This is a genomic window from Paenibacillus sp. IHB B 3415 (assembly GCF_000802655.2).
Taxonomy (GTDB): Bacteria; Bacillota; Bacilli; order Paenibacillales; family Paenibacillaceae; genus Paenibacillus_AQ; species Paenibacillus_AQ phytohabitans.
In genome coordinates this window covers 15,907-29,633 of record NZ_JUEI01000090.1, presented here as the reverse complement: position 1 = coordinate 29,633, position 13,727 = coordinate 15,907, and the positions used below count along the sequence as shown (strand labels likewise).

Genomic DNA, 13,727 nt, shown 5'->3' with positions numbered 1-13,727 from the left:
GCCCTTCCTTCGTTTCGGTGGTCCGGGCGGCAGCGAAATAAATATACCATCTGCCATCAATGTAATGGATTTCGGGAGCCCAGATATTGGCGCTGAGCGGACCCGTCTCATATTTGCGCCAGGCTACGACTGGTATTGCTTCTCTCAGCCCCTCAATCGTTGCAGCTCTACGTACTTCAATCCGGTCATATTCCGGTACGGATGCCGTGAAATAGTAATAGCCGTCTGTATGTTTGTACACCCAAGGGTCCGCTCTCTGCTCTACAAGCGGATTACTGTACTCTCTATTTGTAATCATCATGGTTTCTCCTTTGGTCTGTTCAGAAGTATTAAACGGCTGTGTAACTCAGACCTGAGCATACCGAATGTACCGAGGAAGGACGAGGATTTGCCGTCATCAGGTTCGCGGGCCTCAGTTCCACCGAGAAGCGGTGGGATAAGGGCACAGCAAATCCTGAAGCCGGGTACTTACTTCCACGAAGCAGCAGCAGTAGCGGCAGGTGTTACCGAACTGAAATCAATCCCGGCACTGCTCTATGTGTGTCTTGTATTGTTCCTACGTTGCAAGCGGTCTTACCCGGGTGGCAATTTCAATCAGCCGTTCCATTTTTCCGGGCTGACGAAGTTGTCATCGCAGCTCTTGCAGCCTTCCCTGCGGTTCATGTGCGGAATCTCGGGCATAGGGTTTTATCCCAGTGTAATAACGACTACTGAGGCCGGCGGAAGCTCGCAGTCCAAAGTTCCATCGTTCAAAGACACGCCTTCGAAGGCAGCCGGCGCTACAGTATCCGGATTGTTAAATGTATTGTGCGCACCGAGCTCGCCATGCGTCAGAATCTGCCCGCTTACAGTGCTTAGTGTGATACCGCAAATGTCGAGGCTTAGACTGGCTGCCGCTTCATGGCTGATGTTGCACAGGGAGACATAGACCTTGCCTTCTCCATCGCGGGATGCAGAGACGCTCAGTTGAGGAATTGTGACCCCGCCGAAGATGTAATCCGGACTCTGTAAAGAGACCTCCAGCAGCTCATTATCCTGATGCACCTTATACATATCAAACACGTGATATGTAGGTGTAAGCAGCATTTGGTCGCCTTCGGTCAAGATCAGTGCCTGCAGCACATTGACCATTTGAGCAATATTAGTCATTTGCACTCGGTCGCTGTGATTGTGGAAAATATTCAGATGAATGCCTGCCACGAGCGCATCTCTGAGTGTGTTCTGCTGATACAGGAATCCCGGATTGGTTCCGGGCTCGTTCAGGAACCATGTACCCCATTCATCTATAATCAATCCTACCCGCTTCTGTGGATCATACTTATCCATGATGGCTGAATGCCGGGTAATGAGCTCGTTCATATGAAGTGATTTCTGCATCGTTTCGAACCATTCAGCTTCATCGAAACCGAGCGATTGGCGTTTCTCTTCCCAGCTGCCGGGGATGGTGTAGGAATGAAGGCTTAGCCCGTCCATGAACTGGCCGGCTTCTCTCATCAGGATTTCAGTCCAGTTGTAATCATCCACATTCGCTCCACCGGCAATCTTGTAGAGCCGGTTATCCCCGTAGTTCCGGGTATACGTCTGATAACGGCGGTACAGATCCGCGTAGTATTCAGGACGCATATTTCCGCCGCAGCCCCAGTTCTCGTTGCCGACACCGAAATATTTAAGCTTCCATGGTTGTTCACGGCCGTTCTCCTGCCGCCAGGCCGCCATCGGTGATTCGCCATCAAAGGTCATATACTCCACCCATTCTGACATCTCCTGGACTGTGCCGCTGCCTACGTTGCCACAAATGTACGGCTCACATTCCAGCAGCTCGCACAACCGGAAGAATTCATGGGTGCCAAAATGGTTGTTCTCTACTACACCGCCCCAATGGGTGTTGACCATCCGCTTGCGTCCTTCCTTGGGGCCGATTCCGTCTTTCCAGTGATATTCGTCGGCAAAACAGCCGCCCGGCCAGCGCAGCACCGGAATGCTCAGCTTTTTGAGCGCTGCAATGACATCATTACGGATACCGTCCGTATTCGGTATTGGCGAATCCACGCCTACCCACAGGCCTTCATAGATACATCTGCCCAAATGCTCGGCAAAATGCCCGTAAATATTTTTATTGATGACGCTTTTAGGCAGATCTGCGTTGATAACCAGCTTTGCAGTCATAGTTTCTCTCTCCTTAGAGAATATTTTTGTATTTAGCCCTTAATCCCAGAATTCAAATTAATCGATTGTACAAAGTATTTCTGGGCAAACAGGAAGAGTACCAACGTCGGGATAATCGCTAAGATTGCTGAACCCATCAATTGCCCGATCATACGGTAGTTCCCGTAGATATCCTGCAATAGCAGCAGCCCGGCCGTGACCGGCATTTTATCTACATCGGTAAATACGATTACCGGCCACAGGAAGTCATTCCATGATCCTGTAAAGGAGAACAGCGCGCATACGATCAGAATCGGTTTAATCAGCGGCACAATGATCGAGAAATAAATTCGGAAGTGGCCCGCACCGTCTACATGAGCCGATTCATCGAGCTCTTTCGGAATGCCGTTCATAAACTGTCTTACCAAAAAGAGATTACCCATGCCCGCAAGCCCGGGGATAATCATGGCCCAGGAAGTGTTCACCCAGCCTAAGGCATCAATGATTTTATAGGAAGGAATCAGGTTCACGACCCCCGGAAAAAAGGATATACCGAGCAGGGTAAAGAACAGCGTATCTCTTCCTTTGAATTTCATTCGTGAGTAGCCGTAACCGGTAATGGAAATTATAACAACGACCAGAAGGGTATGCATGGACGCAATAAACAATGAGTTCACCAGCCAACGCAAGATTGGAGCCGTTGAAGTATTCTCCAAAATCGTTACATAGTTATCGAAAATCCATTCTTTCGGAAACATCCGGAACCCGGAGGTTACAACTTCGGTCTGCGACCGGAAGGAGGTTGTGATTCCGAAGATTACAGGAACGATCCAAATCACACACAGTATGATCAAAAAGAGGTACGAGATATATTTTGAAATGCTGAAGCCCGAACCTTTTCTTTTCTCAACGTTCTGTCCGTTTACAAGCGGACCTTTATCCAATTGTCCAGCCACTTGGTTTGCCATACGGTACACCTGCCTTTTCAATTTCCACTGTCAAATCCCTTGTCCTACGCTGCATTCCGGTTCATCACATAATATTGCAGGGCTGAAATAATCAAAATCACCAATCCCAGCAGGACTGCCATTGCCGACGCCATTCCCGCAATGGACTCGCCGTTGCCGAACGCGAGCTGACGGATATACATCATCAGTACGTGTGTGCTCTGCCGCGGTCCGCCATCAGTCATCATAAGCGGCTGGCCGAATACGTTGAAGGCACCCGCAGTAGTCATAACAAAGGTATAAATGAGCGGGAAACGAATCGAAGGCAAGGTGATGCTCGCAAATCTGCGGATCGGACCTGCGCCGTCCATTTCTGCCGATTCATATAAATCCTGGGATACACCGCTGATCGAAGCACGGTAAATAATCATGTTGCCTCCGACACCGCCCCAGATCGTGATGATAATAATAAGAATCCAGGCATACGGCTGGTGCGTCGGCCAGGCGACATTGGAACCGAACACATTGCCGGCCATCCCCAGCTGTTTGTTGAAGAGCAGCAGCCAGATCAGGGCTCCCGCAGAGATGGAAATCAGACCCGGGATATACAGAATAGCCTGAATCAAGCTTTTCCCCTTCACTTTCTTATGCTCAAGTGCAACCGCAATCAGCAGCGGAATCACAATTAACAGCGGTACACTAAGCAGAACGAAGACCAGGGTGTTCTTCAGACCGTTGTTGAACTGCGTATGAAAAGTAGAGCTGTTGTCAAAAAGAATAGTCTTGTAATTGGCAAGACCAACCCAAACCGGCTCATTCATCAGATTCCATTTGGTAAACGATGCATATATCCCGTAGATTGTCGGCAGTAAGATAAATACAACGAACAAGATGACGTGTGGACCTACAAAAAAAACAGGCGCCAAATTTAATTTCTTTTTCATTGGAAATCTTTTCTCCTTTGGCATAAAGCAATGTGCCATTACTGGCACATTGCTTCATACAATCATTTCCGCTTCCGTTTACTGCGCTGCGCCGCTTGTTCCTTCGGCGATTTTGTCCTCTACGAATTTCTGCATGGTTTGCAGGGTTTCGTCGATGCCCACGTTCCCGCGGACGATATCTCCGCAGTACGTATCAACGGCCTCTGCAATGTATGGATAGTACTCATAAGTGTAGATATAGAGGGATTCAATTTCTTTTTCGCTGGAGGTGAAGAAGGATTGGATATAGTCTTGATATTCAGGGCTCTCAATAACTTGTTTACTTGCTACGGTTTGTCCGGCTTTGGCCCATTCCATTGAATTCGTACGGATGAACTCGAGGAAACTGCCGATCCCGGCTACTTTCTCTGCGGATCTGTCTTTATTCTTCAGCATAGTGAACAAGTGGGAAGACGATCTGTTCGTGAACTTGTCAGGTGTAGGGGAGTACACGTTAGTTACTCCAAAGTTCAGGCCTTCCACCCCGGCATGTGCCGTAGAGCTCCAGGTACCGTCAGTGGAGAATAATACGTTACCGGACTGGAACATCAGGTAGCCGTCTTCACCGAATGGTGTCATCAGTCCGGCATCGTTGATTTTCTTAACCTCTTCAAAGGCTTGCTTCATAACCGGCGTATTTACCGCAGGTTTGCCGTTCTCCTGGATGTCTCCGCCGAGGTTTTGAATCTGTGCAAGAATGACCCAGCCGAGCAAGGCATCATTGACAACATAATCGCCTTCATTCAATTTACCTTGCAGGGAGAGCATTTCATCAATAGTTACCACGTTGTCGTCAAGGAACGATTCTGCACCGTATTTGGCGAGCAGATCTTTATTGTAGTACATCACATTACTGTGAATATCGAGAGGCACTGTATATTGAGTTCCCTCAATCGTACCTGTTGACCATGCCTGCGGCAGGTAATTTTCCTGTTTAATTTCGGGTTGGGCTGTGGTTACGGCTGTCATTGGCTCGAGCTGCCCCTGCTTAACATATCCAGGAACACGGTCGGCGTGAATAATCGCCAAATCTGGCACGCCCTTGCCGGAGTTAAGTACTGTCGAAATCTTTGTATACATATCTGCGGTAATGACATGCTTCACTTTCATTTCAGGATTGGTTGCATTGTAATCCTTAACCAGTTGATCCATGTAGGCACCGTCATCCCCGGTAAGCGGCGTCCAGAACGTTATCGTATTTTTGTCGTCGTTCCCGCAGCCCGCTAATACTGTAGATAATGATAAAACAAGTGCCAATGCTGAAAAACCCCACTTTTTGTTCAACACTTTCTCCTCCTAAGTGAATAAAAATTAGCAAATCATCTACAATAATGTTTTTGCAAACAATGTACTCGTTATCGTTCTGATTCTATGTACCTGTGTCAGTTCCTCTTGCCCAGACGGATCACATTCCACGATGCTTTGGACAGAAGCGTCTCAATGATCCTCAAGCTGCGGCGGACCTATGGCCCATGGATCAATCTTCGTGTCCGATTCATTGGAGTGATACCACACATTCCATTCATCGAAGCTGTGATACATCGTCTTCTTGCTGCATTTCTTGGCTTTGATATAATCACAGGTAGCCTTAACCGTGCGGAATGTGATCACCCTTCCATTTCATATATCACTTAAACAATTAAAAAACATTTGAATGTATTCGCTTACAGATATAAAATAACATAAGCAAGGACCTCTGTAAATAATAAAATATAAAACTATTCATATTTATTCAAACTAAAATCGATAAATGGCATGTTTCCTGAAAAACAAACGTTTTTTTGTAAAAAATCGGCTTATTAATTTAATAAAACATATATTAAAAATATACTTCAATTCATATTTAGCTTAATTTTAAATACAAACTACAAATAAAGGCAGAATGCTTTCCTTTTAGGGTTGATTAGTTTATAATTTTGTAAAATAGTTTTTTTCTAATGACCTCACTGGAAGAAGGTACCTTAAATATGATTTACATTAAAGATCTGATGAGCGGGATTGATATTTTCAAGGCGCTCAGCTCCGAGATCCGGATCCAGATTCTCGAGCTGCTGGCCACCAACCAGGCGCTGAACCTGAATGAAATTGCCAAGAAGCTTAAACTCAGCAATGGTGCAATTACGATGCATATCAAGAAGCTGGAGGAGAGCGGCCTGATCGAGATCAACACCTCAGTAGGCAAGCATGGCATCCAGAAGGTCTGCTATCTGAATAAAGATAAGCTGATGGTGGATCTGCGCAGCAAGGATGTCGACAATCTGTACGAGGTCGAAATCCAGGTTGGCCATTACAGCAATTATCAGGCGGTCCCTACCTGCGGACTGGCCACCAAAGACAGCATTATCGGTGACTTCGACGAGCCGCGTTATTTCGCCGATCCCCAGCGGATTGATTCCGAGATTATCTGGATGGCTGAAGGGTTCCTTGAATACCGGATTCCGAACTATCTCAAAGCCAACCAGACCTTCCGGGAGATTCAATTCTCCATGGAGATTGGCTCTGAGGCTCCCGGATTCAACGACAACTATCCTTCAGACCTGTACTTCTATGTGAATGGAATCGAAATCGGTTTCTGGACCAGCCCCGGCGACTTCGGAGATGCCCGCGGTACCTTCAATCCCGACTGGTGGCCGCCTCATCTTAACCAGTACGGCATGCTGAAGCTGATCCGGATCAACAATGAAGGAAGCTTCATTGACGGCTGCCGCATCTCGGACATCACCCTTGACGATATCAAGCTGGATTACAAAAGCGAGCTGACCTTCCGCATTGCCGTCACCGACAAGCCGGTCAACAAACGCGGCTTGACCATTTACGGCAAGCATTTCGGCAATTACAGCCAGGATCTGCTGGCGCGTGTGCTCTATAATGTTCATGAGGTGGACGATCCCTCCCGCCATGTGACAACGGCGGGGGCCATAGACTGACCTGCTTCGCAATCAGCAAGACCATCCTCCCGGACGGAGGATGGTCTTTTTTTCACAACAAATGCAGTTTCCCGGCCGGGTAAGGAACTTCCCGTATAATTGTCCCCTCCGTAACCCACACTAAAGAATGTCTTTCAAACTACCGTGAGGGAGTGTTTCGAATGCGTGAAGGGTTGATACCCGCCGTTCTTGGAACCGTAGTAACTGCTTCCAGCGCAGCTTTTTTAGGCAGCAGATATAAAATGGCTGCAACAGGCATTCTTGGATTTGGTCTGGCGCATATTGTACTCGGCACCATCGATTTGTTCGAACACAGGTAAGGACATTGGAAGATGGCCGGTCCGTGCGGATGCACGGGCCGGTTTTTTAATCAGAATCAAAATATAAGAAAACAACAAAAAGGCCCCCACCCTCCTACGGGTAAGGACCACTGTATACATAAGGTTTATTTCACAGCTACATAAAACAGCCGCTGGGCGGAATCGTCAGCTTCGATCCACTCGAAGTCCGCATAGATCTTAACATCGCTGAAACCGGCCTTCAGCAGCTCCTGCTTCATCCAGTCCGGATCATAGGCGCGCTGGGTGTGCGTCTCTTCAAAACGCCGGTACACATCCTGGCGGCCCTCTTCACGGGCGAAGATAGACAGGTGATGCTCAATCTCCCGGCGCGGCACATCGAGCTCACAGGTCCAGATGTACGATACGTTCGGCTCATCCTGCACGAAGGGCTGCTCTTCCTCGTAGCGCGTCAGCGTATTCGGATGATGTACATCGAACAGGAAGGTTCCGCCCGGCTTAAGTCCGGCATAGGTACAGGCAAATACGTCCCTCACATCCTGTTCTTCCAGTACGTAATTGAGGCAATCGCAGAAGGAAATAACCGAATCCACAGGCTCCGGCATCTCCCATTCCTTCATATTCTGTCTAACCCAGCGTACACTGCCTTCCCGCAAAAAGCGCCGCCCCTGCGGCTGCTGCTCCAGCTTGCGCTGCGCCACAGCCAGCATGTCCGAAGAGAGATCAATCCCCGTCATATGATAACCTGCCGCGGCCAGCGGAATGGTCAGGCTGCCGGTACCGCAGCCGAGTTCAGCTACCGTACGCGGCTTGCCGTATTTGCTCCATGCCGTCTCCGCAAAGGTCAGCCAATCCGGATACGGCATATCCGCCATCAGCTCATCGTATACATAAGCAAATTCCCCATAGGAAGACACTGGCGTACACCGCTTTCTATAAACTATTGGTTATCAGATTCAGGCTCCGAATCAGCCTCTTCCTTGCCGGCCAGATAGGTCCAGTTCTCTTTCTGGGTAACCAGCCCTTCCTTCATCAGCTTGCCCAGCGCACGCTTGAAGGCTGACTTGCTGATGCCGAAGCGCTGCTTGATAATATCCGGAGGCGTAGCATCCGAATACGGCATGCCGCCGCCCGGACGGGTAGCCAGGAAATCCAGCAATGCCGCTGAATCCACATCACGGCCCACTTCCTTGCGGTGGCCCATGCTGAGGTTGACGCGGCCATCCTCGCGGATATGTGCTACCCGTGCTTCAATCACTTCACCCAGACGCAAGAGCCGGCTGCGCTCAGAGGAATGAACCATGCCGATGATGCCGAAGCCGAGTACACCAGCATCTACGAGGACAAAGGTACCCATCTGAAGCGGCTTGTACACCCGGGCCGTTACAGTCTGCCCCTGCCATGATTCAGGTGCGGGCAGCGCCAGCGGCGCAAGCTCCTGCTCTCCGGCCAGCTTGGCCCGAAGACGCCCCTGCTTGTCATGCTCCATAATGGCGAACACCTTATCGCCGATCTGCGGACGCAGCTCCACCAGCTCCGGAAGCTCGCCGATGGGCAGAAGCAGCTGGCGTCCAAGCCCCATCTCCAGGAAGCAGCCCAGACGCGGATGAATATCGGCCACTTCAAGCAGCGCCATTTCACCCAGCGTCAGGTAAGGCTTCTTCATTGTAGCAGCAGGACGGTCCTCGGTATCGAAGAAGATGAACACTTCAACCTTGTCACCGATCTTCGGCTTGCTGCCGACCAGCTCGGTGTAGTGAAGCATGATATCCTGGTCACCGGCGCTCAGGAAGTATCCGTAAGGGGATACCTCCCGCATTACTTCAAGCGTAACCGTAGTTCCAGCTATCAGACTCATACCGTTTCCACAACCTTGGCATCAGACCACAGACGCTCGATGTTGTAATATTCGCGTTCATCGCGGTGGAAGACATGGACGATAACATCCCCAAGATCCATCAGTACCCAGCGGGCTGCGTCCATACCTTCGATGCCTTTGATCATTCCTCCGGCTTCATGAACTACCTTGCGAACCTCAGTAGCAATCGCTTGCACCTGGGTATCCGAATTACCGTGGCAGATAATAAAATAATCACTGATCGGCGACACGCTGCGCAGATCCAGTGCTACCACGTTCATTGCTTTTTTGTCCTGAACGGCATTCAGCGCCAGCTCCAGAAGTTTGTTTGATTGTACACTCATATTTTATCCTCCAGTATTCTTACTAAATCGTTGCGCGCCAGCACCGTAAGCGGGAACACGATCCGGCGTTTCTCCAGCAGCAGGCTGATCGTGGAATCCAGTCCTGCGATCAGCCCTTCCTCCAGGCTGACCTTGGCCAGCCTGCGTATTTCATCCACACCGGGGAAATCCCGCCCAGGCTCAATATAATCAGCCAGACAGACGATTTTTTCCAGCAGGCTCATGTTCTCCCGACCCGAGGTGTGGTAGCGGATGGCATCCAGTACCTCAGTATCCGTAATTCCATAATCATGCTCAGCGGCAAAAGCGCCCACCTCGGCATGCCATAGCTGCTTGTCGTATTTCAAAAGCTCGGTGGATAACCCGTTCTGTTCAATGATCTCCCGCATCCGCTCTACCGGCCAGTACTTGGCGACATCATGCAGAATTGCCGCTGTCTCGGCACGTTCAGGATCAGCGCCATAACGCTGCGCCAGCTTCACAGAGGATTCCATTACGCCGAGTGTATGCTTCCAGCGCTTGTCCGGCATCTGGTCAGAAACCGCTTCAATCAGCGCTTCGCGACTGTACCCCATACAATCCACTCCTTTGAACATAATCAAACACTGCGTCCGGCACCATATAGCGGATGGATTTCCCTTCGGCAGCCCGGGCTCTGAGCATCGTGGAGGAGAGGTCCACCAGCGGCATATCCGCCAGCACTACCCGCTCCGCAATGAAACCGGGCAGCAGCCCAAGATCAAGCGGAGTCCCGGGACGCCCGACACCGATGAAGGTCAACCTCTGCACCAGTTCCTCAATCCCCTGCCATTTGGGCAAATACTGAACCATATCCGCTCCGACAATGAAAAAGAACTCATGCTGCGGATATTCCTCCTGCAGGCTGATCACGGTTTCCAGGGTATAGGACACCCCGCCTCTGACCACTTCCCAGTCGAGGATGCCAAATGAGGGATGGTCCTTAACTGCTTCCCTTACCATAGACAGCCTGTCCTCACCGCTTGCTCCGGCCTCATGCTTATGGGGCGGAATATGCGAAGGCATAAACCAGACCTCATGCAGACCGTAGCTCTCCCGTGCAGTTTCCGCGGCCATCATATGGCCGATATGCAGAGGATCGAAGGTTCCTCCCATTATTCCAACTTTCAAGAGGTCAACCTCCTCCTATTATCCGATGAACTTCATCCGGCTGCAACCCTCGCACAGGTGCGCGGGCTGCGCCGCCAATCCTTTAGCGGGGCAGCTCAATCGTTTTGTTATCACGTGATTCCTTGTACAGAACGATCGTCTTGCCGATCACCTGAACAAGCTCCGAACCGGACTGCTCGGCAAGCGCGGCACCAATTTCCTTAGGATCATCGGCATTGTTGTTCAGCACACTGATCTTCATCAGCTCGCGTTTCTCAATAGCTTCTTCAATGTGACGGATCAGATGATCATTGACGCCGCCTTTGCCGACCTGGAATACAGCATCCAGATGATGGGCCAAAGAGCGGAGATAGCGTTTTTGTTTACCAGTTAACATAAATGAACAAACTCCTTAATTAACATATATTATTACCTTACTTGGACGAAATCATTTCCCCGGCACTCCCGCCGAGGCAATCCACAATAGTCTGCCGCATGATATCTACGGGTGCAGCGAGTCCTGTCCAGTACTCCAGCGCATAGGCACCCTGGTAGACGAACATTCCCAGCCCTCCGTGAATGATGCAGCCCCGCTGCAGGCTCTCCGTAAGCAGCCGGGTGTGCAGCGGATTGTATATCAGATCGCTTACGATCATTCCTTCATGAAGCCAAGCCGGATCTATCGGCATCTCCTCCATGTGGGGGAACATGCCTACCGAGGTCGTATTGATCACAATATCCATGCTGCCGATAACGGAAGGAACAGCTTCCATACCGGTTCCGGCTACGTTCCCTCTGTTCCGGAAGCTGTCTGCAAGCTGATGGGCGCGCTCCTCATTACGGTTGGCGATGAGGATAGACGCCGGACGCTCCTGCAGCAGTGCCGAGACAATACCTCTGGCTGCCCCGCCGGCTCCAATCACCAGAATACGGGTGCCTGCGAGTTCGGGCGCAGCCTCCGCCTTGAGCGAACGGACATATCCGATTCCATCCGTATTGAAGCCGGTCAGCACACCGTTGTCGTTAACAATCGTATTGACCGCACCGACATCCACCGCGCTGGCATCCAGCTTATCCAGATAGTCCATCACCGCAACCTTGTGCGGAATGGTTACATTCACCCCGCGGAAGCCGAGGGTCTTGACCGCCTGCACGGCATCCCCCAGCTTGTCCGGAGTGATATGCAGCGGCACATAAGCGCCGGAGAGTCCAAGCGCCTTCAGCGCCGCACCGTGCATAAGCGGAGATTTGGACTGGGCAATCGGGTCGCCCATTACACCCAGCAGAAGCTCCGGGTGTCCATCCTTACCGTTTAGGCCTGTCTCAGCCATAGTATCGCCCTCCTGTAAGTTCTGTCAGCATCTGCTTCACTGATTTCGCTTCGCAAAACTCACTCCGGAAGCATCGGCTTAAGTTAGATCAGCGAAGGACGGGTAAGCACCTTAACGCCGCGCGGCACATGTATAGCTACAACTGCACCTGCCGTACCGTTCACCTTGATCCAGCCCAGGCCGGAGATGAACAGGTCGGTCTCACTATTCCTGGCGATGCGGAACTCATGACGCTGCCACTGCGGAAGCTTATCCATATCCGCCGTTCCCGGAGGCGACAAAAGCTCGCCGCGGTGGTCCTGATACAGCGAATCGGCGCGCTCCAGCTTCGTGCGGTGAATCTTCAGCGTACCGCTGATATAGCAGGTGAAGGATTGGCGTTCGCCCTGAACGAAGTCGAAGCGTCCCAGTCCGCCGAAGAACAGCGATTGGCCCTCATTCAGCTGATACACTGCAGGCTTGAGCGGATTCTCCGGCATTACAGCGCCCAGATCCTTACGTTCAACCAGTTCACTGTACCGCCAAGGATAGACAATCCCCGGAGTATCAATAATGTAATGGCCGTCATCCAGCGGAATCTTGACCATATCCAGCGTTGTGCCCGGATAACGTGAGGTAGTCAGCTCCTCTTCCAGGTCGCTGTAATCAGAGATCAGCCGGTTGATCAGCGTAGATTTGCCTACATTGGTCGCTCCAACGACATAGACATCACGCTGTCCGCGCAGCTCGGTTACTGCCTCCAGCAGGCGGTCGAAGCCCTGGTTGCGCTTCGCGCTGACAAGCACAATCTCCGCCGTGCGCAGTCCCTCTTCCTTGCAGCGCTGCTGCATCCAGTTGCGCATTCTGTTCCAATTGGTCACCTTAGGGAGCAAGTCGCTTTTGTTGACCGCCAGAATAACCTGGTTATTGCCGACAAACCGCTGCAGCCCGGAGATCAGACTGCCCTCGAAATCGAAAATATCCACAATGTGGATTACCAGTGCGTTCTTCTCGCCCACTCCGCTGAGCAGCTTCAGGAATTCGTCCTGGTTCACCGATACGGAAGAAGCTTCATTGTAATTCTTAATCCGGAAACAGCGCTGGCAAATTACGGGTTCCCGTTCAAAAGCGGTCTCCGGAATATACCCGGGAAGCTCCTTGTTTACAGTCTGGAGCTTGATACCGCAGCCGCTGCATTTCTCAGGCCGTTTCTTGTCGTCGTTCACTGCATTCATTAAGATTTATCCTCCTCTTGCCACAATCCTTGCTTGCGCAGACGTGTCAGAGCAATCTGCTCCACCCTGCGGTTGATTCTTGTGCCCACGCCTTCATCCTTGACGGAGATCGGCAGCACGAGCACCGTGTACAGGCCGAGCCGGTTGCCGCCGTATACATCTGTAAGCATCTGGTCGCCGACCACCACCGTCTGCTCCGGCTTCAGATCCATCAGCTTCATCGCCTTCAGAAAAGGGGCATTGCTCGGCTTACGGGCCTGATGTACAAATTCAATATTTAGCGGCGTTGCAAAGCGCGACACCCGGTCCATATTGTTATTTGAAACAATGATCAGCTTGAAGCCAAGCTCCTTCACCTTCGTGAACCAGAGCAGCAGCTCAGGCGTGGCCAGAGGCGCCTTGGCGCCGACCAGCGTATTATCCAGATCCGTAATAATCCCGCGGTAGCCTTGACGGTACAGCTCTTCCAGATCAATATCAAATACCGTATTTACCCGGAGTTTGGGAACTAACCTTTCAAACAAAACTTTCACCTCATTTTCATACGTAAA

At 50.9% G+C, this 13,727-nt stretch carries 16 protein-coding genes and 1 pseudogene; 2 read left to right on the top strand and 15 right to left on the bottom strand.

Translation table 11 applies throughout. From position 1 onward, the window contains the following. From QW71_RS30320 to QW71_RS40190, 6 genes and pseudogenes are all read right to left on the bottom strand, one after another. The coding region (locus QW71_RS30320; protein WP_039308317.1) for a family 43 glycosylhydrolase at positions 1-298 on the bottom strand (298 nt) is incomplete at its 3' end. Between the two features lie 389 nt (positions 299-687). After that, positions 688-2,166, bottom strand: coding sequence for an alpha-N-arabinofuranosidase (locus QW71_RS30315; RefSeq protein ID WP_039308314.1), 1,479 nt, complete (start codon positions 2,164-2,166; stop codon positions 688-690). 32 nt (positions 2,167-2,198) lie between these two features. Beyond that, complete coding sequence (locus QW71_RS30310; RefSeq protein ID WP_039308311.1) at positions 2,199-3,113, bottom strand: carbohydrate ABC transporter permease; 915 nt, start codon at positions 3,111-3,113, stop codon at positions 2,199-2,201. A gap of 44 nt (positions 3,114-3,157) precedes the next feature. Further along, positions 3,158-4,036: a carbohydrate ABC transporter permease gene (locus QW71_RS30305; protein ID WP_039308309.1), complete on the bottom strand. Its 879-nt coding sequence runs from the start codon at positions 4,034-4,036 to the stop codon at positions 3,158-3,160. Between the two features lie 78 nt (positions 4,037-4,114). Further along, on the bottom strand, positions 4,115-5,362 hold the full coding sequence (locus QW71_RS30300; protein ID WP_039308307.1) for an extracellular solute-binding protein: 1,248 nt from the start codon (positions 5,360-5,362) through the stop codon (positions 4,115-4,117). A 156-nt stretch (positions 5,363-5,518) separates the two neighbouring features. Then, positions 5,519-5,671 (bottom strand): annotated as a pseudogene (locus QW71_RS40190) (alpha-N-arabinofuranosidase); the annotation flags it as partial. A 371-nt stretch (positions 5,672-6,042) separates the two neighbouring features. Between QW71_RS40190 and QW71_RS30295 the strand changes: the two are divergent. Both QW71_RS30295 and QW71_RS39390 read left to right on the top strand, forming a co-directional pair. Next, on the top strand, positions 6,043-7,002 hold the full coding sequence (locus QW71_RS30295) for a transcriptional regulator (protein ID WP_039308304.1): 960 nt from the start codon (positions 6,043-6,045) through the stop codon (positions 7,000-7,002). A 161-nt stretch (positions 7,003-7,163) separates the two neighbouring features. After that, positions 7,164-7,322, top strand: coding sequence for a hypothetical protein (locus tag QW71_RS39390; RefSeq protein WP_019912516.1), 159 nt, complete (start codon positions 7,164-7,166; stop codon positions 7,320-7,322). A gap of 125 nt (positions 7,323-7,447) precedes the next feature. Here the strand turns inward: QW71_RS39390 and QW71_RS30290 are convergent, their stop codons facing one another. The 9 genes from QW71_RS30290 to QW71_RS30250 form a co-directional block, all read right to left on the bottom strand. After that, positions 7,448-8,218, bottom strand: a complete 771-nt coding sequence (locus QW71_RS30290; protein ID WP_039308301.1) for a class I SAM-dependent methyltransferase — start codon at positions 8,216-8,218, stop codon at positions 7,448-7,450. 23 nt (positions 8,219-8,241) lie between these two features. Beyond that, a complete protein-coding gene (locus tag QW71_RS30285; protein ID WP_039308300.1) occupies positions 8,242-9,159 on the bottom strand; it encodes a S1 RNA-binding domain-containing protein in 918 nt (305 codons plus the stop codon). Beyond that, on the bottom strand, positions 9,156-9,503 hold the full coding sequence (gene rsfS / locus QW71_RS30280; RefSeq protein WP_039308297.1) for a ribosome silencing factor: 348 nt from the start codon (positions 9,501-9,503) through the stop codon (positions 9,156-9,158). Before rsfS ends, QW71_RS30285 begins: the two co-directional genes overlap by 4 nt. Then, the gene (gene yqeK / locus QW71_RS30275; RefSeq protein ID WP_039308294.1) at positions 9,500-10,078 is read right to left on the bottom strand and encodes a bis(5'-nucleosyl)-tetraphosphatase (symmetrical) YqeK; all 579 of its coding nucleotides are present in this window, start codon (positions 10,076-10,078) and stop codon (positions 9,500-9,502) included. Before yqeK ends, rsfS begins: the two co-directional genes overlap by 4 nt. Then, positions 10,050-10,652, bottom strand: a complete 603-nt coding sequence (locus QW71_RS30270; RefSeq protein ID WP_039308292.1) for a nicotinate-nucleotide adenylyltransferase — start codon at positions 10,650-10,652, stop codon at positions 10,050-10,052. The genes yqeK and QW71_RS30270 overlap by 29 nt, the downstream gene beginning before the upstream one ends. 82 nt (positions 10,653-10,734) lie before the next feature. Beyond that, positions 10,735-11,028 carry a ribosome assembly RNA-binding protein YhbY gene (gene yhbY, locus QW71_RS30265; protein ID WP_036697934.1) on the bottom strand — a complete coding sequence of 98 codons (294 nt, stop codon included), beginning with the start codon at positions 11,026-11,028 and terminating at the stop codon, positions 10,735-10,737. A gap of 37 nt (positions 11,029-11,065) precedes the next feature. Then, complete coding sequence (gene aroE, locus QW71_RS30260) at positions 11,066-11,962, bottom strand: shikimate dehydrogenase (RefSeq protein ID WP_039308290.1); 897 nt, start codon at positions 11,960-11,962, stop codon at positions 11,066-11,068. Positions 11,963-12,045: 83 nt separating this feature from the next. Next, on the bottom strand, positions 12,046-13,176 hold the full coding sequence (yqeH, locus tag QW71_RS30255) for a ribosome biogenesis GTPase YqeH (protein ID WP_047014064.1): 1,131 nt from the start codon (positions 13,174-13,176) through the stop codon (positions 12,046-12,048). Next, complete coding sequence (locus tag QW71_RS30250; protein WP_039308324.1) at positions 13,176-13,700, bottom strand: YqeG family HAD IIIA-type phosphatase; 525 nt, start codon at positions 13,698-13,700, stop codon at positions 13,176-13,178. The genes yqeH and QW71_RS30250 overlap by 1 nt, the downstream gene beginning before the upstream one ends. Positions 13,701-13,727: the final 27 nt, after the last annotated feature.

What these genes read in the sequence shown, in the direction of transcription:
- QW71_RS30315 (WP_039308314.1), bottom strand. Translation starts at nt 2,166, where the DNA reads ATGACTGCAAAGCTGGTTATCAACGCAGATCTGCCTAAAAGCGTCATC.
- QW71_RS30310 (WP_039308311.1), bottom strand. Translation starts at nt 3,113, where the DNA reads ATGGCAAACCAAGTGGCTGGACAATTGGATAAAGGTCCGCTTGTAAAC.
- QW71_RS30305 (WP_039308309.1), bottom strand. Translation starts at nt 4,036, where the DNA reads ATGAAAAAGAAATTAAATTTGGCGCCTGTTTTTTTTGTAGGTCCACAC.
- QW71_RS30295 (WP_039308304.1), top strand. Translation starts at nt 6,043, where the DNA reads ATGATTTACATTAAAGATCTGATGAGCGGGATTGATATTTTCAAGGCG.
- QW71_RS39390 (WP_019912516.1), top strand. Translation starts at nt 7,164, where the DNA reads ATGCGTGAAGGGTTGATACCCGCCGTTCTTGGAACCGTAGTAACTGCT.
- QW71_RS30285 (WP_039308300.1), bottom strand. Translation starts at nt 9,159, where the DNA reads ATGAGTCTGATAGCTGGAACTACGGTTACGCTTGAAGTAATGCGGGAG.
- rsfS (WP_039308297.1), bottom strand. Translation starts at nt 9,503, where the DNA reads ATGAGTGTACAATCAAACAAACTTCTGGAGCTGGCGCTGAATGCCGTT.
- yqeK (WP_039308294.1), bottom strand. Translation starts at nt 10,078, where the DNA reads ATGGGGTACAGTCGCGAAGCGCTGATTGAAGCGGTTTCTGACCAGATG.
- yhbY (WP_036697934.1), bottom strand. Translation starts at nt 11,028, where the DNA reads ATGTTAACTGGTAAACAAAAACGCTATCTCCGCTCTTTGGCCCATCAT.
- aroE (WP_039308290.1), bottom strand. Translation starts at nt 11,962, where the DNA reads ATGGCTGAGACAGGCCTAAACGGTAAGGATGGACACCCGGAGCTTCTG.
- yqeH (WP_047014064.1), bottom strand. Translation starts at nt 13,176, where the DNA reads ATGAATGCAGTGAACGACGACAAGAAACGGCCTGAGAAATGCAGCGGC.